Genomic DNA, 24,479 nt, shown 5'->3' on the forward strand with positions numbered 1-24,479 from the left:
CAATCCGCGAAGGCGGCCGTACCGTCGGCGCCGGCGTGGTTGCCAAGATCCTGGCCTGATCGCAGTAAGGTAGTACCTCCGGGCGGAACGTTTCTGTTCCGCCCAACAATAGAGTGTTGCGCGAAGTATCCACCTCGCGTATAATGCTCGATTCAACTAGAAGTTTTTGTAGGGGCGTAGCTCAATTGGCAGAGCGTCGGTCTCCAAAACCGAAGGTTGGGGGTTCGATGCCCTCCGCCCCTGCCACCGAATTCGGTGCCAGGCACCCGAAAGTAAATTAAGTATGTCTAATCAATCCGTGCAAACCGTCGGCACCGCGAACGACAAGTTCAAGGTCGCGCTGGCAGTGGTTGCTACGATTGCAGGCGTGGTCGGCTTTTTCATTCTGAAAGGCCAGAACAAACCAGCCCTGATGTGCGCAGGCGCACTCGTGGCTGGTTTGGCTATTGCCGTCCTGCTGTTGTGGACTTCCGCCACCGGTCGCGACTTCCTGAGCTTCGCGAAGGAATCCGTACGTGAAACGAAGAAGGTTGTATGGCCTACCCGCAAGGAAGCGACCCAGATCACCGCCGTGGTGTTCGGGTTCGTGCTGGTGATGGCAATTTTCCTGTGGGGCACGGATAAGATTCTTGAGTTCCTGATGTACGACGTGATCCTTGGGTGGAAACAGTAATGAGCGAAAACGCTGAAAACGTGCCGGGTGAAGTCCCGGCGGCCGGCGTTCCGGCACAAGACGCTGCTGCGCCGCTGAGTGTCCCGGTCAGCAACAAGCGCTGGTACGTCGTGCATGTCTACTCGGGCATGGAAAAGAGCGTGATGCGCGGCCTGACCGATCGCATCGAGCGCGGCGGCATGCAGGAGCAGTTCGGCCGCATCCTGGTTCCGACCGAAGAAGTGGTCGAAGTCAAGAACGGCAGCAAATCGGTGTCCGAGCGTCGCTTCTTCCCGGGTTATGTGCTGGTCGAGATGGAAATGACCGACGAGACCTGGCACCTCGTGAAGAACACGCCGAAAGTCACCGGCTTCATCGGCGGCAAGAGCAACAAGCCGACCCCGATTCCGGCGCGCGAGATCGACAAGATCATGCAGCAGGTCCAGGAGGGTGTCGAGAAGCCGCGGCCCAAGGTGCTGTACGAAGTGGGCGAGCAGGTGCGCATCAAGGAAGGCCCGTTCACCGACTTCAACGGCAGCGTCGAGGAAGTCAACTACGAAAAATCGAAGGTGCGGGTGTCTGTCACCATCTTCGGCCGCGCGACTCCGGTGGAACTGGAGTTCGGGCAGGTAGAGAAAGTCTAAAACGCCGAATCGGAGCGTCGCAGCAGCAAGGCGGAATCCGATAAGAGGAGCTCCGCCGGATAAGTGGTATCGGTGGAGCGCTACCACTCATAATCGACAAAGGAGCCAATCATGGCAAAGAAAATCGTCGGTTTTATCAAGCTGCAAGTGCCGGCTGGTAAAGCAAATCCCTCCCCTCCGATCGGCCCGGCCCTCGGCCAGCGCGGTCTGAACATCATGGAATTCTGCAAGGCCTTCAATGCCAAGACGCAAGGCATGGAACCGGGCATGCCGATTCCGGTCGTGATCACCGCCTTCGCGGACAAGTCCTTCACTTTCGAGATGAAGACCCCGCCGGCAACGTACCTGATCAAGAAATTCGCTGGCGTGACCAAGGGTTCGCCGAAGCCGCATACCGACAAGGTCGGCACGCTGACCCGTGCCCAGGCTGAAGAAATCGCAAAAACCAAACAGCCGGACCTGACCGCTGCCGACATGGATGCCGCTGTGCGCATCATCGCCGGCTCGGCACGTTCGATGGGCATCACGGTGGAGGGTATCTAAATGGCTAAGCTGTCCAAGCGCGTCAAAGAAATGAAAGCCAAAGTAGACCGTAACAAGGCCTACGCTTTCGACAACGCCGTCGCAATCGTCAAGGAATTCGCAACCGCCAAGTTCAACGAGTCGATCGACGTCGCCGTGCAGCTGGGCGTGGATCCGAAGAAGTCGGACCAGGTCGTTCGCGGTTCCGTCGTCCTGCCGGCCGGTACGGGCAAGACCGTCCGCGTCGCCGTCTTCGCACAGGGCGACAAGGCCGAGCAGGCTAAAGCCGCCGGCGCCGACATCGTCGGCATGGAAGACCTGGCAGAACGCGTCAAGGCCGGCGACATGCCGTTCGACATCGTGATCGCTTCGCCGGACACCATGCGTATCGTCGGTACCCTGGGCCAGATCCTGGGCCCGCGCGGCCTGATGCCGAACCCGAAGGTCGGCACCGTGACCCCGGACGTGGCTGGCGCCGTCAAGAACGCCAAGGCCGGTCAGGTCCAGTACCGTACCGACAAGGCAGGTATCATCCACGCCACGATCGGCCGCAAGTCGTTCAGCGACGAACAGCTCAAGACCAACCTGGTCGCGCTGATCGATGCCCTGAACAAGGCCAAGCCGGCTTCGTCGAAGGGTATCTACCTGCGCAAGGTCGCCATCTCGTCGACCATGGGCGCCGGCGTCCGTGTCGATCACGGCACCCTGGCTGCTTAAGTAAAAAATAAAGCGACGAGAACTCGTTCTCGTCCTTCTCGGCACTGCCGAGAGCGACTCCCCGCGAAGGCGGGGATCCAAGTTTAGACCTCATGGTTTTATCGTGGGGCAGATCTTTGGGCTGGCGGCGTCAAGCTGCCAGGCAATCAAAGACCGTTGGGCCAAAGGCAGAGGTTGAGCTGGAGGTTAATAGATCACCCAACGCAGATGGCGAACCCGAGCAAGTTTTGTAGTCGATGCTACGTAGTTGTATTCGTTAGTCTCGCTTCTTAACTTCGGACGCCGTGTTCGAACCGATGCGGGGGATTTCCTCCACATCATTTAAGGAGATTGACCGTGGGTCTTAATCTGAATGACAAAAAGGCCGTCGTCGAAGAAGTTTCCGCAAAAGTAGCAACTGCGCAAACCATCGTCGTCGCCGAGTACCGTGGCATCCAGGTTAGTCACTTGACGAAACTCCGTGCAGCCGCTCGTTCGCAGGGCGTGTACCTGCGTGTTCTGAAGAACACGCTGGCACGTCGCGCTGTGGAAGGCACCCAGTTTGCACCGCTGGCTGATTCGATGGTTGGTCCGCTGATCTACTCGATCTCGGATGACGCCGTCGCAGCAGCCAAAGTGCTGGCCGACTTCTCCAAGACCAATGACAAGCTGGTCGTGAAGGGCGGTAACTACGCTGGTAAGAATCTGGATGTCGCTGGTGTTTCGGCACTGGCAAGCATCCCGAGCCGTGAAGTCCTCATCGCCCAGCTGCTGGGTGTCATGCAGGCTCCGGTCTCCGGCTTTGCACGCGTTCTGGCTGCCGTGGCAGCACAAAAAGGCGAAGGTTCCGCAGCTCCGGCAGCGGAAACCGCAGCGGCTGAATAAGCCCTGCCTTTTTGGTCAAGTACTAACTACACAACATATATTTGGAGTTTCAAATGGCAATTAGCAAAGAAGAGTTCCTGGACGCAGTTGGCGCAATGTCGGTCATGGAACTGAACGACCTGGTCAAGGCTTTCGAAGAGAAGTTCGGCGTGTCGGCAGCTGCAATGTCGGCACCGGCAGCTGGCGGCGGCGCCGCTGCAGCAGCTGTTGAAGAGCAGACCGAATTCAACGTCGTGCTGACCGAAGTCGGCGCGAACAAGGTCGGCGTCATCAAGGCCGTCCGCGAAATCACCGGCCTGGGCCTGAAAGAAGCCAAGGACGTCGTTGACGGTGCACCGAAGACCGTCAAGGAAGCCCTGCCGAAAGCTGACGCTGAAGCCGCCAAGAAGAAGCTGGAAGAAGCTGGCGCCAAGGCCGAGCTCAAGTAATACATATGCAAAGGGCGCTGGAAACAGCGCCCGGCGCCGGAGTCAAAGCGCGCAGATCCCCGCCGGAAGGTGGGGTATGCGGCTTTGGCTCTTTTGTCGTCCCTACGACAACTACGCGGCACCCCTGTTTTAGAAGCACCGCAGCACAGCATTATCGTAACACAGCAGCACCGGTTCCTAATCACCCGGCGGAATGCGGCGAGATTTGAGGCCTTGCATGTGGTTGCTTAACCACTGGCAATTCCTGAATTCTCATCCTTTCTGTCACTCACGGAGTGTCCATGCACTACTCATTTACTGAGAAGAAACGCATTCGCAAGTCGTTCGCGAAGCGCGCCAACGTTCACAACGTTCCCTACCTCCTCGCTACGCAGCTGGAGTCTTACGAGAATTTCCTGCAGGCGGACGCTGGGCCCTCCGCACGCAAGAACGAAGGTCTGCAATCGGCTTTCACCTCCATCTTCCCGATCGTGTCGCACAACGGTTTTGCGCGTCTCGAATTCCTCTCTTACGTACTGGGTGACCCCGCTTTCGACGTCAAGGAATGCCAACAACGCGGCCTGACCTTCGCGTCGCCGCTGCGCGCCAAGGTGCGTCTGGTGATCCTGGACAAGGAATCGCCGACCAAGCCGGTCGTGAAGGAAATGAAGGAACAGGAAGTGTACATGGGCGAACTGCCGCTCATGACCGCCAACGGCTCGTTCGTGATCAACGGCACCGAACGCGTGATCGTCTCGCAGCTGCACCGTTCGCCGGGCGTGTTCTTCGAGCACGACCGCGGCAAGACGCACTCGTCGGGCAAGCTGCTGTTCTCGGCACGTATCATTCCTTACCGCGGCTCGTGGCTGGACTTCGAGTTCGACCCGAAGGACATCCTGTTCTTCCGCGTCGACCGCCGCCGCAAGATGCCGGTGACGATCCTGCTGAAAGCCATCGGCATGACGCCGGAGCAGATCCTCGCCAACTTCTTCGTGTTCGACAACTTCAACCTGCGCTCGGAAGGCGCGGAGCTGGAATTCGTGGCCGAACGCCTGCGCGGCGAAGTCGCGCGCTTCGACATCGTCGATCCGAAGTCGGGCAAGACGCTCGTGACGAAGGATAAGCGCATCAACGCCAAGAACGTGCGCGACGTCGAGACCGCCGGCATCACCCACATCTCGGTGCCGGAAGACTACCTGATCGGCCGCGTGCTGGCGAAGAACGTCGTCGACGGCGACACCGGCGAGATCATCGCCAACGCCAACGACGAGCTGACCGACGAGCTGCTGGGCAAGCTGCGCGATGCCAACATCGACGCGATCCAGACGCTGTACACCAACGACCTGGACCAGGGCGCGTACATCTCGCAGACCCTGCGCACCGACGACACCGCCGACCAGACCGCGGCACGTGTCGCGATCTACCGCATGATGCGTCCTGGCGAACCGCCGACCGAGGAGTCGGTGGAAGCGCTGTTCCACGGCCTGTTCTACAGCCCGGAACGCTACGACCTGTCGGCCGTGGGCCGCATGAAGTTCAACCGCCGCATCGGCCGCGACGAGCTGGTCGGCGACATGACCCTGTCGAACGAAGACATCCTGGCCGTGATCAAGATCCTGGTCGAGCTGCGCAATGGCCGCGGCGAAGTCGACGACATCGATCACCTGGGTAACCGCCGCGTGCGTTGCGTGGGCGAGCTGGCCGAAAACCAGTTCCGCGCCGGCCTCGTGCGCGTGGAGCGCGCCGTCAAGGAACGCCTCGGCCAGGCCGAAGCGGACAACCTGATGCCGCACGACCTGATCAACAGCAAGCCGATCTCGGCCGCGATCCGCGAATTCTTCGGTTCGTCGCAGCTGTCGCAGTTCATGGACCAGACCAACCCGCTGTCGGAAATCACGCACAAACGCCGTGTCTCCGCACTGGGCCCGGGCGGCCTGACCCGCGAGCGCGCCGGCTTCGAAGTCCGCGACGTGCACCCGACCCACTACGGCCGCGTCTGCCCGATCGAAACGCCAGAAGGCCCGAACATCGGCCTGATCAACTCGCTGGCACTGTTTGCCCGCCTGAACGAATACGGCTTCCTGGAAACCCCGTACCGCAAGGTCGACGGCTCCAAGGTCACCGACAAGATCGAATACCTGTCGGCGATCGAGGAAGGCCGCTACATCATCGCCCAGGCGAACGCCGCGATCGACGCGACCGGCACGCTGGTCGACGAGCTGGTGTCGGCACGTGAAGCCGGCGAAACGATCCTGGTCTCGCCGGAACGCATCCAGTACATGGACGTGGCCCCGGGCCAGATCGTGTCGGTCGCAGCGTCGCTGATTCCGTTCCTCGAGCACGATGACGCGAACCGTGCACTGATGGGCGCCAACATGCAGCGCCAGGCCGTGCCTTGCCTGCGCCCGGAAAAAGCCTTCGTCGGTACCGGCATCGAGCGCACCGTGGCGGTCGACTCGGGCACGACCGTGCAGGCGACCCGTGGCGGTACCGTCGATTACGTCGATGCCGGCCGCGTGGTGATCCGCGTGAACGACGACGAAGCGCAGGCTGGCGAAGTCGGTGTCGACATCTACAACCTGATCAAGTACACCCGTTCGAACCAGAACACCAACATCAACCAGCGTCCGATCGTGAAAGTGGGCGATCGCGTGGCACGCGGCGACGTCATCGCCGACGGCGCCTCGACCGACCTGGGCGAGCTGGCACTGGGCCAGAACATGCTGGTGGCGTTCATGCCGTGGAACGGCCTGAACTTCGAGGACTCGATCCTCATCTCGGAAAACGTCGTCAAGGATGACCGCTACACCTCGATCCACATCGAGGAACTGTCGGTCGTCGCGCGCGACACCAAGCTGGGACCGGAAGAAATCACCCGCGACATCTCGAACCTGGCGGAAAACCAGCTGGCTCGCCTGGACGAGTCGGGCATCGTCTACATCGGCGCCGAAGTGCAGGCCGGTGACGTGCTGGTCGGTAAAGTGACGCCGAAGGGCGAAACCCAGCTGACCCCGGAAGAGAAGCTGCTGCGCGCGATCTTCGGCGAAAAAGCGTCGGACGTGAAGGACACCTCGCTGCGCGTGCCGTCGGGCATGGTCGGTACGGTGATCGACGTGCAAGTGTTCACCCGTGAAGGCATCGTGCGCGACAAGCGCGCCCAGCAGATCATCGACGACGAGCTGAAGCGCTTCCGCCTGGACCTGAACGACCAGCTGCGTATCGTCGAAGGCGACGCGTTCCAGCGTCTGGAGCGTCTGCTGGTCGGCAAGACCGTCAACGGCGGTCCGAAGAAGCTGGCCAAGGGTGCCGTGATCGACAAGGCCTACCTGGACGACCTGGACAAGTTCCACTGGTTCGACATCCGCCCGGCCGACGACGAAACCGCCAACGCACTGGAGGCGATGAAGGAGTCGATCAACGAGAAGCGCCACCAGTTCGACCTGGCCTTCGAAGAGAAGCGCAAGAAGCTGACGCAGGGCGACGAGCTGCAGCCGGGCGTGCAGAAGATGGTCAAGGTCTACCTGGCCGTCAAGCGCCGCCTGCAGTCGGGCGACAAGATGGCAGGCCGCCACGGTAACAAGGGTGTGGTCTCGCGTATCGTGCCGGTGGAAGACATGCCGTTCATGGCCGACGGTACCCCGGCCGACGTCGTGCTGAACCCGCTGGGCGTGCCGTCGCGTATGAACGTCGGCCAGATCCTGGAAACCCACCTGGGTTGGGCAGCGAAGGGTCTGGGCCTGCGCCTGGGCGAAATGATCAAGGCCAAGGCGGAGACGGAGCAACTGCGCGCCTTCCTGGGCAAGATCTACAACGAAACGGGCAAGAAGGAAGACCTGGACAACTTCAGCGACGAGGAAATCGTCGAACTGGCGAACAACCTCAAGAACGGCGTGCCGTTCGCGACCCCGGTGTTCGACGGTGCGCACGAAGAAGAAATCCGCCGCATGCTGGACCTGGCCTTCCCCGACCCGATCGCGAAGCACCTGGGCATGACCCCGTCGAAGAACCAGGTCACGATGTTCGACGGCCGCACCGGCGAAGCGTTCGAACGCAAGGTGACCGTGGGCTTCATGCACATGCTGAAGCTGCACCACCTGGTCGACGACAAGATGCACGCGCGCTCGACCGGTCCGTACTCGCTGGTGACGCAGCAGCCGCTGGGTGGTAAAGCCCAGTTCGGCGGCCAGCGCTTCGGTGAGATGGAGGTGTGGGCACTGGAAGCGTACGGCGCATCGTACGTGCTGCAGGAAATGCTGACCGTCAAGTCGGACGACGTGAACGGCCGTACCAAGGTGTACGAGAACCTGGTCAAGGGCGACCACGTGATCGACGCGGGTATGCCGGAATCGTTCAACGTGCTGGTGAAAGAGATCCGTTCGCTGGGTATCGACATCGATCTCGAGCGCAACTAATTGCCAGTACCCCGTCGCCCCCGCGCAGGCGGGGGCCCAGGTTTGCGGCTCAGCTACGAACCTGGATCCCCGCCTTCGCGGGGATGACGGAAGTGAAGTAAAGAATTCAATCACCCGGAGTGATAAATGAAAGCACTGCTCGATCTATTCAAGCAAGTTCAGCAAAACGAGAGCTTCGACGCCATCAAGATCGGCCTGGCGTCGCCCGAGAAAATCCGTTCGTGGTCGTTCGGCGAAGTCAAGAAGCCGGAGACCATCAACTACCGTACGTTCAAGCCGGAACGCGACGGCCTGTTTTGCGCCAAGATATTTGGTCCGATCAAGGACTACGAATGCCTGTGCGGCAAGTACAAGCGCCTGAAGCACCGCGGCGTCATCTGCGAGAAGTGCGGCGTCGAAGTCACCCTGGCCAAGGTGCGCCGTGAGCGCATGGGCCACATCGAGCTGGCCTCGCCGACCGCGCACATCTGGTTCCTGAAGTCGCTGCCGTCGCGTCTGGGCATGGTCCTGGACATGACCCTGCGCGACATCGAACGCGTGCTGTACTTCGAAGCGTACGTCGTGACCGATCCGGGCATGACGCCGCTGAAGAAGTGCCAGATCATGTCGGAAGACGACTACGCCGCCAAGTACGAAGAGTACGGCGACGACTTCACCGCATTCATGGGCGCCGAAGGCATCCGTGAACTGCTGCGCTCGATCGACATCGACCGCGAAGCCGAAGCCCTGCGCGTCGAGCTGAAGGAATCGAAGTCGGAAGCGAAGATCAAGAAATACGCCAAGCGCCTGAAAGTGCTCGAGGCGTTCCAGCGTTCGGGCATCAAGCCGGACTGGATGATCATGGAAGTGCTCCCGGTCCTGCCGCCGGAGCTGCGTCCGCTCGTCCCGCTGGACGGCGGCCGTTTCGCGACGTCCGACCTGAACGACCTGTACCGCCGCGTCATCAACCGTAACAATCGCCTGAAGCGCCTGATGGAACTGCGCGCGCCGGAGATCATCACGCGCAACGAAAAGCGCATGCTGCAGGAAGCGGTCGACTCGCTGCTGGACAACGGCCGTCGCGGCAAGGCGATGACCGGCGCCAACAAGCGTCCGCTGAAGTCGCTGGCTGAAATGATCAAGGGCAAGGGCGGCCGCTTCCGTCAGAACCTGCTGGGCAAGCGCGTCGACTACTCGGGCCGTTCGGTCATCGTGGTGGGTCCGCAGCTGAAACTGCACCAGTGCGGCCTGCCGAAGCTGATGGCCCTGGAACTGTTCAAGCCGTTCATCTTCAACAAGCTGGAACTGATGGGTCTCGCGACCACCATCAAGGCCGCGAAGAAGCTCGTCGAGCAGCAGGAACCGGTCGTCTGGGACATCCTGGAAGAAGTCATCAAGGAACACCCGGTCATGCTGAACCGTGCGCCGACGCTGCACCGTCTCGGTATCCAGGCGTTCGAGCCGGTCCTGATCGAAGGCAAGGCGATCCAGCTGCACCCGCTGGTCTGCGCGGCGTTCAACGCCGACTTCGACGGCGACCAGATGGCAGTCCACGTTCCGCTGTCGATCGAAGCGCAGATGGAAGCCCGCACCTTGATGCTGGCTTCGAACAACATCCTGTTCCCGTCGAACGGCGAACCGTCGATCGTGCCGTCCCAGGATATCGTGCTGGGCCTGTACTACGCGTCGCGCGAGGCGATCAACGCCAAGGGCGAAGGCATGATGTTCCCGGACGTGTCGGAAGTCATCCGCGCGTACGACAACAAGGAAGTCGAACTGGCGACCCGCATCACCGTGCGTATCGTGGAATTCCCGCGTAACGCCGAAGGCGGTTTCGACCAGACGCTGACCCGCTACGAGACCACGGTCGGCCGTGCGATCCTGTCCGAGATCCTGCCGAAAGGCCTGCCGTTCTCGGTGCTGAACCGCGCGCTGAAGAAGAAAGAGATCAGCAAGCTGATCAACACGTCGTTCCGCAAGTGCGGCCTGCGTGCGACCGTCGTGTTTGCCGACAAGCTGATGCAGTCGGGCTTCCGCCTGGCGACGCGCGCCGGTATCTCGATCGCCGTCGACGACATGCTGATCCCGGACGTCAAGAAGGGCATGATCGCGACCGCCGAAGCGGAAGTGAAGCAGATCGAACAGCAATACTCGTCGGGTCTGGTCACGGCCGGCGAGCGTTACAACAAGGTCGTCGACATCTGGGGCAAGACCTCGGACGAAGTCGGCAAGGCGATGATGGACCAGCTCAAAGTCGAGCCGGTCACGAAGCGCGACGGCACGCAGGGCACGCAAGAGTCGTTCAACGCCATCTACATGATGGCCGACTCGGGCGCCCGCGGTTCCGCAGCCCAGATCCGCCAGCTGGCCGGTATGCGCGGCCTGATGGCGAAGCCGGACGGCTCGATCATCGAAACGCCGATTACCGCGAACTTCCGCGAAGGCCTGAACGTTCTGCAGTACTTCATCTCGACGCACGGCGCCCGTAAAGGTCTGGCCGACACCGCGCTGAAGACCGCGAACTCGGGTTACCTGACCCGTCGCCTGGTCGACGTGACGCAGGACCTGGTCGTGACGGAAGACGATTGCGGCACCTCCAACGGCACGCTGATGAAGGCGATGGTCGAAGGCGGTGAAGTGATCGAAGCCCTGCGCGACCGTATCCTGGGCCGCGTGGCCGGTAACGACATCGTCAATCCGGAAACGCAGGAAACCCTGTACGAAGCCGGCACGCTGCTGGACGAAGACATGGTCGAAGAGATCGAGCGTCTGGGCATCGACGAGGTGAAGGTCCGCACGCCGCTGAACTGCGACACCCGTTACGGCCTGTGCGCGAAGTGCTACGGCCGCGACCTGGGCCGCGGCATGCTGGTCAACTCCGGCGAAGCCGTCGGCGTCGTGGCTGCGCAGTCGATCGGTGAGCCGGGTACCCAGCTGACCATGCGTACGTTCCACATCGGTGGTGCGGCATCGCGTGCGGCGGTGGCATCGTCGGTCGAAGCCAAGTCGAACGGTACGGTCCGCTTCACGGCGACCATGCGTTACGTGACCAACGGCAAGGGCGCCCAGATCGTCATTTCGCGTTCGGGCGAAGTGCTGATCACGGACGACCACGGCCGCGAGCGCGAGCGTCACAAGGTGCCGTACGGCGCGACCCTGGCTGTCCAGGACGGCATGGTGGTGAAAGCCGGCCTGCCGCTGGCGACGTGGGACCCGCTGACCCGTCCGATCATCACGGAATACGGCGGCACGATCAAGTTCGAGAACGTGGAAGAGGGCGTCACCGTCGCTCGCCAGGTCGACGACGTGACCGGCCTGTCGACCCTGGTGGCGATCGACCCGAAACGCCGCGGTTCGGCCAGCAAGGTCCTGCGTCCGCAGGTCAAGCTGCTGAACGAACAAGGCCAGGAAGTCAAGATCGCCGGCACGGAACATGCCGTGACGATCGGTTTCCAGGTCGGCGCGCTGATCATGGTGAAGGACGGCCAGCAGGCATCGGTGGGTGAAGTGCTCGCACGTATCCCGACCGAATCGCAGAAGACCCGTGACATTACCGGTGGTCTGCCGCGCGTTGCCGAGCTGTTCGAAGCCCGTTCGCCGAAAGATGCGGGCATGCTGGCGGAAGTCACCGGTACGGTCGCATTCGGTAAAGAGACCAAGGGCAAGCAGCGCCTGGAAATCACCGACATGGACGGCAACAAGCACGAGTTCCTGATCACCAAGGACAAGCAAGTGCTGGTGCACGACGGCCAGGTGGTGAACAAGGGCGAGATGATCGTGGACGGCCCGGCCGATCCGCAGGACATCCTGCGCCTGCTGGGTATCGAAGCGCTGGCCCGCTACATCGTCGACGAAGTGCAGGACGTGTACCGTTTGCAGGGCGTGAAGATCAACGACAAGCACATCGAGGTGATCGTTCGCCAGATGCTGCGCCGCGTGCAGATCGTCGAAGCCGGCGACACCGACTACATCGTCGGCGAGCAGGTGGAGCGTTCGGAACTGCTGGAAGAGAACGACCGCGTCACGGCCGCAGGCAAGCTGCCGGCGACCTACGAGAACGTGCTGCTGGGTATCACGAAGGCATCGCTGTCGACCGACTCGTTCATCTCGGCCGCATCGTTCCAGGAAACCACCCGCGTGCTGACCGAAGCGGCGATCATGGGCAAGCGCGACGGTCTGCGCGGCCTGAAGGAAAACGTCATCGTCGGCCGCCTGATCCCGGGCGGTACGGGTCTCGCCTTCCACCGCGCCCGCAAGGAGAAAGAAGCGTGGGAAGCCGAAGAGCGCGCAGCGCTGCTGCAGCAGGAGAAGGCCAACATGGCTGCCGAACTGCAGGCGATGGAAGACCAGCAGCAGGCTGCGGCTTCGGTCGAGCAGCATCACGGCGACGGCGAGTAATTGCTTCAGTCGTAGCGTAAACAGCTGATGAAAACGGCACCTCGAGGGGTGCCGTTTTTTTTTTGAGATGCCGTTCGATCAGAGCGGAGGACGCGCCAGGTTCACCCATGCCTGAACCGACGCTCGTTCCCATTGCCTTTTCGCATAGTCAGCGAGCCGCACCGGTACGGCATCGCCATTCAGGACAAGACGGTTCAACATCAATGCGAGATCCACGTCCGCGATACACCAAGTGTCAAACAAGTGTTCTCGGCCCGGTGCCAGCAGCCTGTCCGCAGCGTCGAACAGCTTTTGCGCGGCTTGCCCGGCGGCGATGGAAAGAGGCGCATCGGACGGGCGATAAAAGAGGACTTCCGTCGAACGTTCCTGCCGTATCGGCAGCAGATCGCTTCTGAGCCACGCCTGGATTTGTCGGGCTCGTGCTTTCGCTTTGGGAGCGGCGGGATACAGCGCAACACCCGCATGTATCTCATCGAGATATTCGGTGATCGCCGAGGACTCGGACAACGAAAAGTCGCCCTCGATCAGAGTGGGTACGCGCTGCGTCAGCGACGTGACGGCGTAATCGGGCATGTGGTTTGCGCCCGCTCCCAGATCGAGCGTTTGCATATCGAAAGAGATATTTTTTTCCTTGAGTCCGACAAAAACGGACATCGCGTAGGGACTGGCGTATTGGGCGTCGACGTAGAGAAGCATGAAGGTCCTTGGGCACCGCGGGTAGTGTTGTTGGACCGACAACGATAACACTAGAGCGTTTTTCATGCACGCCACGTCCAGGTGCTTGCCGATTACGAACTGCCGGACCGCTACCGCCCGTCCAGGCTGCGCAGCTTCATCGATGTTATTCTGGCGCATTTCGGCGAAGCGGTGCCAGCCACCGATTACGCGAGAACGCCATGATCGCCCTGCTCATCATCGACATGCAAAAAGGCATGCTCAGCCCGACCCTGCCGCCCCGGAACAACCCGCAGGCGGAAGACAACATCGCCAGTCTGCTGGCCGCGTGGCGGGAGCGGGATCATCCCGTCGTGCTCGTGCGCCACATCAGCCGCGCGCCGACGTCGGTCTTTGCGCCCGGCCAGAGCGGCGCCGAATTCCAGGAACGCTTTATGCCGCTGGCGCACGAACACGTCGTCGAAAAGAACGTCCCGGATGCCTTCATCAATACCGGGCTCGAACGGTGGCTGCATGCGCGCGGCATCCGCCACGTCGTCATCGCGGGTGTGAGCACGAACAATTCCGTCGAGGCGACGGCGCGCACGGCCGGCAATCTGGGGTTCTCGACGACCGTCGTCGCGGATGCCTGCTTTACTTTCGATAAGGCGGACTTCGGCGGCACGCTGCGCAGCGCCGAGGATGTCCACCTGATGGCGCTGGCGAACCTGCACGGCGAGTATGCCGAGGTGCGCGCGACCGATGACGTCCTGGCCGTCAGTCCCGCCGCAACCGCGACTTGACCCGCGCCATCACGTCCGCGAACCGCTGCTCGACAGATTGACCCGGCGTCCTGAGCCAGGCGTCGATCGCCGGTTGGCGATAAAAATTCGGGGCCGATGTTTCGTAGCGGAGGAATTGCATGATCGCCTCGCTGTCCGTGAACCCCAATACCACGGCATGGGCATACGCGCGCTCGAGCCGGTCCAGCAGGCCGCCGTCGGCGGCAAGCTCGGGATGCGCCTCGATGAGGTTGTTGTGAACTTCCTGGATGTACTGCTGTTCGTCCGGCTGGTCCGGTTGTGCGGGCTCAAGCATGTTGTCTCCTCACCGTCGTGGCAGCAGCCACGGACCCGCCATTGTTCCCGCAGAGCCCCCGATCTTCGTTGCGTCACCTCAAGCTTCCGATCCCGTTCACCTTGATCAATTTTTATCGAATACACTATCCCCGCGACACATTCCCAACCTGAAAGAACCCTGAAAGGAGACGGCATGACTTTGAAATCGCTCATCGCACTCGCATGTGCGCTCACCGCAGCCGCCGGCGCCCACGCCGCCGACCAGTTGCACGCCCCGATGACCCTGGTAAGCGCCGACGGCACCGGCAAGATGATCGGCAGCGTGACGGTTACCGAATCCTCGAACGGCCTCGTGTTCACGCCCAATCTGACGAGCCTGCCGCCGGGCGCGCACGGCTTCCACGTGCACGAAATCGCCAGTTGCGGCGCCAACGAAAAGGATGGGAAAAAGGTCGCGGCCGGCGCGGCCGGCGGGCACTTCGATCCGACGGCGTCCAAGCACCATGCCGGCCCGTCCGGCGACGGCCACCTGGGCGATTTGCCGGCGCTCGTGGTGTCGGACAACGGCGGGGCACGCACGGCGGTGACGGCGCCGCGCCTGACCAGGCTGTCCGAGGTGAAGGGCAAGGCCCTGATGATTCACGCCGGCGGCGATAATTTCTCGGATCAACCGAAACCGCTGGGCGGCGGGGGCGAGCGCATCGCCTGCGGCGTCATCCAGTAAGCGGACGACTCGCGAGCCCGGGCCGGACAATCCCGGGCGATCGTCCGGCCGCCGTCCCGGCGCAAGCTGGCGCAGCAGGTTGACATCCATTGTCATAACGATCAGTATTGGCCGCGCTTTACGTTACCGTCCTTTCACTCAGCCGACAGCCGACCCGTGGCCCGCAAAAAGAACAGCCGTCAATGGGCCCGCCTGCGCATCCTGTGCTACGCGGGACTGGACCTCATGACGATCGTCCAGGATGCATTTGCCCTCGTGCGCGAGCTCATTCCGAACGGCTGCGCCGAGCTGGCGCTGCGCGTCGCGCCGGCCGCAACGTCGCCGCTGGCCGGGAGCGACGCGGCCTATGTGCCGGTGCTGCCGCCGCCCAGCGGCTATGCGTTCCGCGACTACGCCGGCTTCACCGCGCCGGGCACGCCCGCGCTGCATACGCTGCAGGTGCCGCTCGCGCACGACGGCCGCCAGGCAGGAGACATCACGCTGTGGCGCCACGAGGAGCCGCCGTTCGACCGCCACGACGAGGAAGACCTGCAGCGCGTGGCGGCGTATTTCGACCACGTGCTGCGCAACGCGCCCGAACTGGCGACCGGCAGCGCCGGCGTCGTCGAGGACGAGGCCATGCTGCTGGCCACCGTCGACGGCCAGATCCTGTACCTGAGCGATTCGGCCGGCGCGCTGCTCGACCAGCTGGCCGCGCAGGAGCGCCAGGTGTTCAATCGCCGCACCTTGCCGCCGTTCTGCCTGCGCCTCGTGGAATCCGTGGCGCACGGCGACCGTTATCCGTGGCTGCTGCCGCTCGGGACGCTCGCCATGGCCGGCGGCGTGCTGGAAGCGCGCGCCCAGTGGATGAGCGCCGGCGGCGCGGCGGCCCTCCATGCCGACGACCCGGCCTATATCCGCACGGTCGGCATCTTCATGAAGTTTGTCGTGCCGCTGCCGCTGCGCATCTGGCGCGCGCTCGGCGCCGTCGAGCTGTCGCCGCAGCAGGCCGAGGTGGCGTTCTGGATGGGCGTCGGCGGCGGCCGCGAATCGGCGCGCGCCAACATGGAAGTCAGCGACGCCGTGCTGCGCGACTGCGTCAAGGCCGTCTACGAAAAATTCGGCTGCTCGTCCGAGGCCGGCCTGCTGGAGCAGTTGCGCCCCGCCGCCGCGCGCATGTGAGTCACCCCCCGGGTGGGGCTGGGCCGGCGCGTGTCGCCTTCGTATCATGTTTCCAGGCTCGAAGCAGGAGCCCGGCACAGGCCGGGGCCCTTGCCTGCTTCTTTTACGATACGAACGAACGGGAAACGATCATGAACTTGTCCAGCGTCCTGGCCGCCTATGCGCTGATGGACCCATCGCGGGTGCCAGGACCGGCCAGCCTGGCGTTGATCGTCGTGGGGTTGTCGTTGCTGGGCTATTCGGTCGGGAAGGGATGGCGGCGCGGCGGGTGACGCACCGTCGGCGCACCGGCATCAGCGAAAGCGCAGCACGTCGGCCGGGCGCGGCGCCTGCGCGAGCGCCCCCACGTGCGCCAGCGCGCGACCGGTGCCGTAGCCCGGCAGGAAGGGGCCGGTCGGCACGGGCGCCGCATACGGCTGCAGCGCGAGCCAGGCGAGCAGCAGCGCCAGGCCGCAGGCCGCGCAGACGGCCAATGATGGTGCGTGACGCATCGTGCGTCTCCCGTCGTTCTTATGGTTTTATACAAAAAAAAGCCCGCCGGAGGGAGCGGGCCAAGGAGGGGACAACAACTAGTCGAGCTTCCAGACGAAGGCGAGCTTCGCCCATCCGGCTTCCGCCACGCCGTTGTTCGTGGCGGGTTTGAACTTGCATTGGCTGAGCGCATTGATGGCGGCCCGGTCCAGGTCGCGCGAGCCGCTCGACCGGTCGATGCGCGCCGAACTCACGCGGCCGTCGGGGCCCACCAGCAGGGCCAGCGTCGTGGTGCCCGTGTCGCCCCGGCGCGCGGCGGCGGCCGGATAGTCGGGGAGGGCGCAGCCGTTGGCGTCCGCGAAGACGGCCGTGCGCATCTGGCCGGGGTTGGCGCTGGGCGTGGCCGGCGCTTCCGGCACGGGGTCGGACGGCATGGCCGGGAATGGCGACGGATCCGACGCCGTGGTCGCCTGGACAGGGTCCGGCACCGGCGGCGGGGCGACGTCCACCTCGACCTTCGGCACCACGATATCCGGCGGCGCCAGTTGCTGCGCCGGCTTCGGCGGCTCGGGCGGCGGCGGCGGTGGCGGCCGGTCCGGCTCGATCATGACGAGCACCTGTTCCGGCAGGCTGGACAGCGAAATCTTCTTCGTATTCAGGCTGTGGATGAAAAGCGTGCCGAGGACCACGTGCAGGCCGGCGACGAGGGCGATTTTCGCGGCTTTGCCGTCGGGGCGGTTGCCGCTCGAGAGACTCGTGAATTGCATGGCCATCCTCCTTCTTGTTGTTGCCGGCATTGCCGGACGTAAATCGGAGCGAAGCGGAAAATCCAACGAACAGAACCAATATATGCTATGTCATAGCAATACGTAAAGCGATTTCGTAGCAGTTTGTAATTCCACTTGTGCGCCACCCCCATCCGGGCCTGCAGGAAAATGGTCGCAACCCGCCTCGCGCCCATTGCTGTTGTGTGGAATAATCGTCTTTGTGCTTTCGCTTGAAAGCAGAAGTAGCCTGGAGAATCAAACGTGCAGAAAGAGCAAAAGCCGATCCGCGTGATGCTGGCGGACGACCACCCGATCGTGATGACCGGGTTCGCGCTGTCGCTGTCGGCGCAGGGAATGGAAGTGGTAGGCCAGGCCAAGAGCCCGAGCGAAGCGGCCGCGATGTATGCGGAATTCCGGCCGGACGTCGCGGTGCTCGACATCCGCTTCGGCACCGAGCTGACGGGGATGGACGCGGCGCAGAACATCCTCAGGAACGACCCCAAGGCGAAGATCGTGTTCCTCAGCCAGTTCGACCAGGACAGCCTGATCAAGGAAACCTACCGCCTGGGCGCGCACGCCTTCGTCACCAAGGATTGCGACCCGGCCGACCTGGCCGACGCCGTGCGCCACGCGCATGCGGGCAAGCTGTACTTCCTGCCGCAGATCGCGGAGCGCCTGGCCAGCCTGGCCGTGCGCGGCGACGTTTCTCCGCAATCGCAGCTGGACGAGCGCAGCCTGGAGATCTTCAAGCTGATGGCCGAAGGTCTCACCAATATGGAGATCGCCGAGCGCCTCAACCTGTCGACCAAGACCATCAGCAACATCAGCCAGTCCGTGAAGGAAAAGCTGGGGGTGCACCGGCAGGCGTACATCACCAAGCTCGCGGTCAAGCACGGCTTGATCGAGCCCTGAACCGTTTCGTCGCCGTGCTGTCGTCCGTGATCCGGTTTGCAACCTTGGGCTCCCGCCTGCGCGGGAGCGACGGGTATCGAGCGTCGTCCCCGCGCAGGCGGGGATCCGGTTGCCGCGCGCGCATCCGGCGCGGCCTGTTTCTGGCCGCCCTGGCGCTGACCGCCACCGCGCACGCCACCACCACCCACGAGATCAGGCCGGAACCCATCCAGGGCTACCGCTACCAGATCGTCACCACCGACGACAGCGCCATCACGCGCCGCATCGTGGACGACATGGTGCGCCGCCTCGTGCCCGTGTTCGCCGTGTTCCGCACCGAGCTGGCCCAGCACCGGCGCATGCTGTACGTGACCGTCGGCCCGGCCGCGTTGCGCGAGGTCGCGCAGCGCCGCTGCGACTGCGTCGTCATCTCCACGTTCACGTCGAGCCAGGTCGTGCGCTCCATCGTCGGCACCTTGCCGGCGGCGCGCGCCGCGTCGTTCACGGCCGTGTATGCCGAACCGGCGCCGGCCGACCAGCTGCGCCTCGTGGCGCTGCTGTACCGGCGTCCCGTGCGCGTGGCCGCCATCCTCGGTCCGGACACCGCCTTCCTCAAGCCGCTGCTGGAAAGCGAACACGTGAACGTGCTGGAGCCGGACCCGGACGAGGACATCAACCGCCTGCTGACCCAGATCGCCCAGACCGAGGTGCTGCTGGCGCTGCCCGACAGCGCCGTCTACAACACGGAAAACTTCCGCAACATCCTGCTCTCGACCTACCGCCACAAGCAGGGCGTGATCGGCTTCTCGGCCGACATGGTGAAGGCCGGCGCGCTGGCGACGACGTATTCCGAGGTCGAGGACATCAATGCGCAGCTGGCCGAGATCGTGGCCGGCTACGTGGCCGGCGGCGAGCTGCCGCCGCCCCAGTTCCCGCGCTACTTCCACACCATCGTCAACGAGGGCGTCGCGCACTCGCTCGACGTCGAGGTGCCGGACAACGTGCGCAACTTCGCCCGGCCCATGCCGGCGCACCAGCCATGAAGCGGCCGACCGCCCTGCGCGACGCGTCGCTGCGCGCGGCCGCCCTGCGGTCGGCGAAACTGCGGCCCGCGAAGCTGCGGCCCGGCGCCCTGCAGTTCTGGCGCGGCTGGAGCATCGGCCTGCGCATGGCGTTCATCACCATGTTGCCCGTGACCCTGCTGTTCACGTCCTTCGTCTGGTATTCGTGGTACGCGCACCGGGCCCAGGTCGACGAGGAACTGGCGGAACGCGGCCGCATCCTCGCGCGCGCGCTGGCGGAGACGAGCGAATACAACGTCATCTCCGGCAACCTGTCGGACCTGAGCCTGACCATCAATGGCCTCGTGCAGTCGGACAGCAGCGTGTACCGCATCGAAGTCGTCGACATGAACGGCCAGAACCAGGTGTCGGTCGTGTCCGAGCACCCGATCGAGGCCGAGGGCCGCTCGTTCGAGGCGCCGATCCGCAAGCAGGTCGTGTGGATCAACCTGTTCTCGGACAACGGCACGCCGCACGTCTCCGCCTCCAGCGACACGCGCCCGCCGACGCTCACCACGGAAATCGTGGGCCTCGTGCGCGTGACGATGTCGCCCACGAACATGCTGGCCAAGCAGCTGCACCGCTTCCGCGTCGAGCTGGCGATGGCCGCGCTGGCGCTGGCCGCGAGCGGCGCGCTCGCGTACATCCTGGCGCGCAGCCTGACGGTGCCGCTGCGCGAGGCGATCTCCGTGCTGCGGCGCATCCGCGGCGGCAACTACCGCGTGCAGCTGCCCGTCACGACGGGCGGCGAGGTGGGCGAGCTGCAGGCGTCGATCGGCGACATGTCGGTGGCGCTGGACCAATCGAAGCAGGACCTGGAAAACAAGGTGGCCGAGCGCACGCGCGACCTGCTCGCGTCGCGCAACGAGGCGCTGCGCGCCGACGCCGACAAGCGCAAGCTGATCCAGAAGGTCAACAGCATCATCGAGGACGAGCGGAAATCCATCGCGGTCGAGATCCACGATGAACTGAACGCATCGCTGATCGCGGTGCGCCTGGAATCGCAGACGATCCAGCAGCTCGCGGCCAAGGCCACGCCGAGCGAGGAGATCGACCAGGTGCGCGCCAAGGCGCAAGCCATCACCAAGCTGGCGCTGGACCTGTACGCCAATGGCCGCCGCCTGGTGCGCCGCCTGCGTCCGGAAGTGCTGGACATGCTCGGCCTGCACGGCGCCGTCGAGGAGATGGTCAGCCACTACCGCAGCAGCTCCGGCGTGCACTTCGAATTCGAATCGCAGGGCGACTTCTCCAGGATCGGCAACGAGCTGGCGATTTCCGCCTACCGCATCGTGCAGGAAGCGCTGTCGAACATCATGAAGCATTCGGAAGCCGGCTTCGCGCGCGTCAGCCTCACGCTGTCGGACGAGGACGGGGCGCTGCACATCGAAGTGCAGGACGACGGCGAAGGCTTCGATCCGGCCGTGGCGTCGGAAGGCATCGGCATCATCGGCATGCGCGAGCGCGTGTTCGCCCTCGGCGGCAGCATCCACATGCAGTCGCGCCCCGGCGAGGGCACCCTCGTCGCCATCACCCTGCCGCTGAACGACGTGACGACTGCCTGAAAGCAGTCTTCTGGGGTACAGTAGCGACCTCAGTCTTCCACTCGCCAGCAAAACAACCACCATGCTCAACGCATTGCAGACGCCTTTCGAGAAGGGCAACCAGAATCAGACCACGACCTGGTCCGATTGCATCGCCTGGTACGATGACCTTGCACACCAATACCCCCAGGTGCTGCGCTTTTCCGTGGTCGGGACTTCCGACGCGGGCGTGCCGATCCACGCCGGCGTCATCTCGGCCGACGGCGTGTTCGACCGCGCGCAGATCAAGGCGGCGCAACGTCCCGTCTTCTTCAACAACAACGGCATCCATCCGGGCGAACCGGAAGGCGTCGATGCGTGCATGGCGCTCGTGCGCGACTTGTGCCAGCAGCCGGACCGCCTGGCCGCGCTGGGCCGCACCGTGTTCCTGTTCGTCCCGCTGTACAACGTGGACGGCGCCTTCAACCGCGCCAACACGTCGCGGGTGAACCAGGACGGCCCGGAAGCGTTCGGCTTTCGCGGCAACAGCCGCCACCTCGACCTGAACCGCGACTTCGTCAAGTGCGACACGCTGACGGCGCAGACATTCAATAAACTGTTCACGGAATGGGACCCGGACGTGATGGTCGACACGCACACGTCCAACGGCGCCGACTACAGCTACACGATGACCCTGATCCCGACCCAGGCCGACAAATTGGGCGGAGATCTCGGCGCCTTCCTGCGCGACACCATGCTGCCCGCCCTGTATGCGGACATGGACAAGCGCGGCTGGCCGATGTGCCCGTACGTGAACCCGGTCAAGACGAGCCCCGACGAGGGCATCGCCGATTTCCTCGAGACGGCGCGCTTCTCGACGGGCTATGCGGCGCTGCACGACACGATCGGCTTCATGCCCGAGACGCACATGCTGAAACCGTTCGCCGACCGCTATCACTCGATGCGCGCGCTCGTCGAGACGGCGCTGGACTTCACGACCGCCAACGGCGACAGGATCGTCGCGCTGCGCCGTGCCGCGCGCGCGGCCGGCCGCACGCGCCGCGAATGGCCCGTGCACTGGGCGATGGACGAAGCGCATCCGTCCACCTTCCGCTTCAAGGGCTATGCGGCCAAGTACAAGGCGAGCGTGCTGGGCGACTACCAGCGCCTGTACTACGACCGCAACGAACCGTTCGAGCGCGACATCGCGCACTACAACCGCTTCCCGGCCGACGTCGTCGTCCCGGCGCCCAAGGCCTACGTCGTGCCGCAGCAGTGGCGCGAAGCGATCGAGCGCCTGCGCTGGAACGGCGTCAAGCTCGAACGCGTCGACACCGAGCGCACGCAGGAGGTGTCCGCATACCGCATCGCGGAGGTAGCGTCGCGGGCGCACGCGTACGAGGGGCACATGTTCCACGACGAGGTGCAGCTGGAGCGCGTGCGCGAGACGGTCGTCATCCGCGCCGGCGACTACATTGTCCCGCTGGCGCAGGACCAGGCCCGCTATGCCGTCGAGACGCTGGAACCGCAGGCCCACGACAGCTTCTTCCGCTGGGGTTTCTTCAACAGCGTGCTGGAAAAGAAGGAAGCGTATTCGGATTACGTGTTCGAGGACGAGGCCGAGCGCATGCTGGCCGCCGAGCCCGAACTCGCGGCGAAGTTCGACGCGTGGAAGGCCGCGCACCCCGACCTGCTGCACGACCAGGGCGCGGTGCTCGACTTCATCTTCGCCAACTGCGCGCGCTGGCGCGAGCCGGAGTGGCGCCGCTATCCGGTTTTCATGATCGACTGAATCGACTGTATCGACTGAACGACCCACGGGAGGGGGAAACATGAACAACAAGATTGCCGCCGCGCTGGCACTGCTGGGTGCCGCATCGATGGCAACGGCCGCGCCATCCGCCGGCCAGACCTATTTCGAGCAGAACTGCGCCAGCTGCCACACGGCCGACGCCGGCATGGGCTCGCGCGCGGGCCCGCCGCTGTTCAACGTCGTCGGCCGCAAGGCCGCGTCGGCGCCGGGCTATAACTATACCGACGCGCTGACCAGGGCCGGCGCCGCCGGCAAGACGTGGACGCGCGCGGAACTCGACATCTTCCTGCGCGACCCGGGCAAGGACGTGCCGGGCACCGCGATGCCGGTCGCGGTGGCCGATGCGAAGCAGCGCGCCGCCGTGATCGACTATCTCGCGGCGCAGAGCGGCAAGACCGCCGCGCCGGCAGCGGCGAAGGCGGCGAGCGGAGAACGCGCCGGCGCCTGGACCGACGACAAGCCGGGCGACGTGCACCACATCACGGTCGACCAGCTGGTCGCGCCGTTCGCCAGCGAGAGCGCGGGGAATGGTCCCAAGCTCGCGAAGCGTCCGGACGGCGTGCTGCCGGCCGTGCCGAAAGGTTTCAAGGTGAGCGTGCTGGCGGAATCCGGCAAGGCGCGCTACGCGCTGCGCGCGCCGAACGGCGACATCATCCTGGCCGACTCGGGCAAGGGCGAAGTCCGCATCCTGCGCCTGGGCAGCGGCGGCGACACGGTGGCGTCAAGCAGCGTGTTCGCGACGGGCCTGTCGCGCCCCTACGGCCTGGCGTTGTGGCCGGCCGCGAATCCCAAATACCTGTACGTGGCAAATGCGAATTCCGTGGTGCGTTTTACGTACGCGACGGGCGACCTGAAAGCGAAAGGGAATGCCGAGACGATCGTCGACAAGCTGGTCGACGGCATGGGCAACCACATCACGCGCACGCTGGCGTTTTCGCAGGACGGAAAAACCTTGTTCGTGTCCGTCGGCTCGGCCACCAACGTCGCGCAGGGCATCGGCAACAAGCCGCCGCAGCCGCTGGCGCAATGGGAGTCGGAACACGGCATGGGTGCGGCGTGGGGCGAAGAGACCGACCGCGCCACCGTGCTCGCGTTCGACCCCGACGGCAAGCATCGCCGCAACTACGCCAACGGCCTGCGCAACTGCGTCGGCATGTTCGTGCATCCGGACACGGGCGACCTGTATTGCAGCGTCAACGAGCGCGACGAACTGGGCGACAACCTGCCGCCCGACTACGTCACGCGCGTCAAGCGCGGCGGCTTCTACGGCTGGCCGTGGTACTACCTGGGCGCGCACGAAGACCCGCGCCTGAAGGGCATCCGGCCGGACCTGAAGGACAAGGTCACGGTGCCCGACACGCTGATCCAGGCGCACTCCGCGCCGCTGGGCATGACGGTGTACCACGCCCCGCAAGGCAGCAGGCACGCGTTCCCGAAAGAGTACGACGGCGACATCTTCCTCGCGCTGCACGGTTCGTGGAATCGCGGCATCCGCACCGGCTACAAGGTCGTGCGCGTGATGATGAAGAACGGCGCGCCGACCGGCCAGTACCAGGATTTCATGACCGGCATGGTGCTGTCCGACCGTGACGTGTGGGGACGTCCGGCCGCGGTGACGGTGGCGGCGGATGGGGCGTTGCTGGTCGTCGATGACGGCGGCGGCGTGCTGTGGCGGATCGTACCCGACAAATGATGCCGTAGGGCGGGCACCCCGTGCCCGCCAAACCGCCGCGTCACGCAAAC

General features: G+C 64.1%; 21 protein-coding genes and 1 tRNA gene. 18 read left to right on the top strand and 4 right to left on the bottom strand.

What is annotated here, in order from left to right:
• Window positions 1-170: 170 nt before the first annotated feature.
• The 9 genes from ASC93_RS07780 (at window position 171) to rpoC (ending at window position 12,595) form a co-directional block, all read left to right on the top strand.
• Window positions 171-246, top strand: a tRNA-Trp gene (locus ASC93_RS07780).
• Window positions 247-283: 37 nt separating this feature from the next.
• Window positions 284-673, top strand: a complete 390-nt coding sequence (gene secE / locus ASC93_RS07785) for a preprotein translocase subunit SecE (protein WP_056439728.1) — start codon at window positions 284-286, stop codon at window positions 671-673.
• On the top strand, window positions 673-1,296 hold the full coding sequence (nusG, locus tag ASC93_RS07790; protein WP_056439730.1) for a transcription termination/antitermination protein NusG: 624 nt from the start codon (window positions 673-675) through the stop codon (window positions 1,294-1,296). Before secE ends, nusG begins: the two co-directional genes overlap by 1 nt.
• 111 nt (window positions 1,297-1,407) lie before the next feature.
• A complete protein-coding gene (gene rplK, locus ASC93_RS07795) occupies window positions 1,408-1,839 on the top strand; it encodes a 50S ribosomal protein L11 (RefSeq protein WP_056439735.1) in 432 nt (143 codons plus the stop codon).
• Window positions 1,840-2,535, top strand: a complete 696-nt coding sequence (gene rplA / locus ASC93_RS07800; protein WP_056439740.1) for a 50S ribosomal protein L1 — start codon at window positions 1,840-1,842, stop codon at window positions 2,533-2,535. It abuts the gene before it with no gap.
• A 336-nt stretch (window positions 2,536-2,871) separates the two neighbouring features.
• Window positions 2,872-3,399: a 50S ribosomal protein L10 gene (gene rplJ, locus ASC93_RS07805; protein WP_056439741.1), complete on the top strand. Its 528-nt coding sequence runs from the start codon at window positions 2,872-2,874 to the stop codon at window positions 3,397-3,399.
• Window positions 3,400-3,452: 53 nt separating this feature from the next.
• A complete protein-coding gene (gene rplL, locus ASC93_RS07810) occupies window positions 3,453-3,827 on the top strand; it encodes a 50S ribosomal protein L7/L12 (protein ID WP_056439748.1) in 375 nt (124 codons plus the stop codon).
• A 281-nt stretch (window positions 3,828-4,108) separates the two neighbouring features.
• Window positions 4,109-8,218 (top strand): DNA-directed RNA polymerase subunit beta, encoded by a 4,110-nt coding sequence (rpoB, locus tag ASC93_RS07815; protein ID WP_056439750.1) that lies wholly within the window; start codon window positions 4,109-4,111, stop codon window positions 8,216-8,218.
• Window positions 8,219-8,344: 126 nt separating this feature from the next.
• Entirely contained in the window at window positions 8,345-12,595 is a 4,251-nt protein-coding gene (gene rpoC, locus ASC93_RS07820; RefSeq protein WP_056439753.1) for a DNA-directed RNA polymerase subunit beta', read from the top strand.
• 78 nt (window positions 12,596-12,673) lie between these two features.
• Here rpoC and yfcF read toward each other — a convergent pair whose 3' ends face one another.
• A complete protein-coding gene (gene yfcF / locus ASC93_RS07825; protein ID WP_056439868.1) occupies window positions 12,674-13,291 on the bottom strand; it encodes a glutathione transferase in 618 nt (205 codons plus the stop codon).
• 200 nt (window positions 13,292-13,491) lie between these two features.
• Between yfcF and ASC93_RS07830 the strand changes: the two genes are divergently transcribed.
• Window positions 13,492-14,052: a cysteine hydrolase family protein gene (locus ASC93_RS07830; protein WP_056439756.1), complete on the top strand. Its 561-nt coding sequence runs from the start codon at window positions 13,492-13,494 to the stop codon at window positions 14,050-14,052.
• On the opposite strand, the gene ASC93_RS07835 is transcribed toward ASC93_RS07830, so the two are convergent.
• On the bottom strand, window positions 14,027-14,347 hold the full coding sequence (locus tag ASC93_RS07835; protein WP_056439760.1) for a hypothetical protein: 321 nt from the start codon (window positions 14,345-14,347) through the stop codon (window positions 14,027-14,029). The genes ASC93_RS07830 and ASC93_RS07835 overlap by 26 nt on opposite strands.
• A gap of 174 nt (window positions 14,348-14,521) precedes the next feature.
• Here ASC93_RS07835 and sodC point away from each other — a divergent pair, with 174 nt between their 5' ends.
• From sodC to ASC93_RS30540, 3 genes are all read left to right on the top strand, one after another.
• Window positions 14,522-15,052: a superoxide dismutase family protein gene (gene sodC, locus ASC93_RS07840; RefSeq protein WP_056439762.1), complete on the top strand. Its 531-nt coding sequence runs from the start codon at window positions 14,522-14,524 to the stop codon at window positions 15,050-15,052.
• A 156-nt stretch (window positions 15,053-15,208) separates the two neighbouring features.
• Window positions 15,209-16,213 carry a hypothetical protein gene (locus tag ASC93_RS07845; protein ID WP_056439765.1) on the top strand — a complete coding sequence of 335 codons (1,005 nt, stop codon included), beginning with the start codon at window positions 15,209-15,211 and terminating at the stop codon, window positions 16,211-16,213.
• 131 nt (window positions 16,214-16,344) lie between these two features.
• A complete protein-coding gene (locus tag ASC93_RS30540) occupies window positions 16,345-16,485 on the top strand; it encodes a hypothetical protein (protein WP_157201799.1) in 141 nt (46 codons plus the stop codon).
• Between the two features lie 21 nt (window positions 16,486-16,506).
• Here the strand turns inward: ASC93_RS30540 and ASC93_RS07850 are convergent, their stop codons facing one another.
• Together ASC93_RS07850 and ASC93_RS07855 are read right to left on the bottom strand one after the other, a co-directional pair.
• Window positions 16,507-16,704 carry a hypothetical protein gene (locus ASC93_RS07850; RefSeq protein WP_157201800.1) on the bottom strand — a complete coding sequence of 66 codons (198 nt, stop codon included), beginning with the start codon at window positions 16,702-16,704 and terminating at the stop codon, window positions 16,507-16,509.
• A 78-nt stretch (window positions 16,705-16,782) separates the two neighbouring features.
• Window positions 16,783-17,451, bottom strand: coding sequence for an energy transducer TonB (locus ASC93_RS07855; protein WP_162251819.1), 669 nt, complete (start codon window positions 17,449-17,451; stop codon window positions 16,783-16,785).
• 261 nt (window positions 17,452-17,712) lie between these two features.
• On the opposite strand from ASC93_RS07855, the gene ASC93_RS07860 reads away from it, so the two are divergent.
• From ASC93_RS07860 to ASC93_RS07880, 5 genes are all read left to right on the top strand, one after another.
• Window positions 17,713-18,363 carry a response regulator transcription factor gene (locus tag ASC93_RS07860; protein WP_229412640.1) on the top strand — a complete coding sequence of 217 codons (651 nt, stop codon included), beginning with the start codon at window positions 17,713-17,715 and terminating at the stop codon, window positions 18,361-18,363.
• A gap of 44 nt (window positions 18,364-18,407) precedes the next feature.
• A complete protein-coding gene (locus ASC93_RS07865; protein ID WP_157201801.1) occupies window positions 18,408-19,385 on the top strand; it encodes a hypothetical protein in 978 nt (325 codons plus the stop codon).
• Window positions 19,382-20,965 (top strand): ATP-binding protein, encoded by a 1,584-nt coding sequence (locus ASC93_RS07870; protein WP_082547847.1) that lies wholly within the window; start codon window positions 19,382-19,384, stop codon window positions 20,963-20,965. The genes ASC93_RS07865 and ASC93_RS07870 overlap by 4 nt, the downstream gene beginning before the upstream one ends.
• A gap of 61 nt (window positions 20,966-21,026) precedes the next feature.
• On the top strand, window positions 21,027-22,715 hold the full coding sequence (locus tag ASC93_RS07875; protein ID WP_056439776.1) for a M14 family zinc carboxypeptidase: 1,689 nt from the start codon (window positions 21,027-21,029) through the stop codon (window positions 22,713-22,715).
• 40 nt (window positions 22,716-22,755) lie between these two features.
• Entirely contained in the window at window positions 22,756-24,429 is a 1,674-nt protein-coding gene (locus tag ASC93_RS07880) for a PQQ-dependent sugar dehydrogenase (protein WP_082547848.1), read from the top strand.
• Window positions 24,430-24,479: the final 50 nt, after the last annotated feature.

The organism is Massilia sp. Root335, from assembly GCF_001425685.1.
GTDB lineage: Bacteria > Pseudomonadota > Gammaproteobacteria > Burkholderiales > Burkholderiaceae_D > Telluria > Telluria luteola.

Excerpts from the sequence above, each read along its gene's own strand:
- rplK (WP_056439735.1), top strand. The coding sequence starts at position 1,408 with ATGGCAAAGAAAATCGTCGGTTTTATCAAGCTGCAAGTGCCGGCTGGT.
- secE (WP_056439728.1), top strand. The coding sequence starts at position 284 with ATGTCTAATCAATCCGTGCAAACCGTCGGCACCGCGAACGACAAGTTC.
- ASC93_RS07855 (WP_162251819.1), bottom strand. The coding sequence starts at position 17,451 with ATGCAATTCACGAGTCTCTCGAGCGGCAACCGCCCCGACGGCAAAGCC.
- rplL (WP_056439748.1), top strand. The coding sequence starts at position 3,453 with ATGGCAATTAGCAAAGAAGAGTTCCTGGACGCAGTTGGCGCAATGTCG.
- ASC93_RS07880 (WP_082547848.1), top strand. The coding sequence starts at position 22,756 with ATGAACAACAAGATTGCCGCCGCGCTGGCACTGCTGGGTGCCGCATCG.
- rpoC (WP_056439753.1), top strand. The coding sequence starts at position 8,345 with ATGAAAGCACTGCTCGATCTATTCAAGCAAGTTCAGCAAAACGAGAGC.
- ASC93_RS07870 (WP_082547847.1), top strand. The coding sequence starts at position 19,382 with ATGAAGCGGCCGACCGCCCTGCGCGACGCGTCGCTGCGCGCGGCCGCC.
- nusG (WP_056439730.1), top strand. The coding sequence starts at position 673 with ATGAGCGAAAACGCTGAAAACGTGCCGGGTGAAGTCCCGGCGGCCGGC.
- ASC93_RS07830 (WP_056439756.1), top strand. The coding sequence starts at position 13,492 with ATGATCGCCCTGCTCATCATCGACATGCAAAAAGGCATGCTCAGCCCG.
- ASC93_RS30540 (WP_157201799.1), top strand. The coding sequence starts at position 16,345 with ATGAACTTGTCCAGCGTCCTGGCCGCCTATGCGCTGATGGACCCATCG.
- ASC93_RS07850 (WP_157201800.1), bottom strand. The coding sequence starts at position 16,704 with ATGCGTCACGCACCATCATTGGCCGTCTGCGCGGCCTGCGGCCTGGCG.
- sodC (WP_056439762.1), top strand. The coding sequence starts at position 14,522 with ATGACTTTGAAATCGCTCATCGCACTCGCATGTGCGCTCACCGCAGCC.
- ASC93_RS07835 (WP_056439760.1), bottom strand. The coding sequence starts at position 14,347 with ATGCTTGAGCCCGCACAACCGGACCAGCCGGACGAACAGCAGTACATC.
- rplA (WP_056439740.1), top strand. The coding sequence starts at position 1,840 with ATGGCTAAGCTGTCCAAGCGCGTCAAAGAAATGAAAGCCAAAGTAGAC.
- rpoB (WP_056439750.1), top strand. The coding sequence starts at position 4,109 with ATGCACTACTCATTTACTGAGAAGAAACGCATTCGCAAGTCGTTCGCG.
- ASC93_RS07875 (WP_056439776.1), top strand. The coding sequence starts at position 21,027 with ATGCTCAACGCATTGCAGACGCCTTTCGAGAAGGGCAACCAGAATCAG.
- yfcF (WP_056439868.1), bottom strand. The coding sequence starts at position 13,291 with ATGCTTCTCTACGTCGACGCCCAATACGCCAGTCCCTACGCGATGTCC.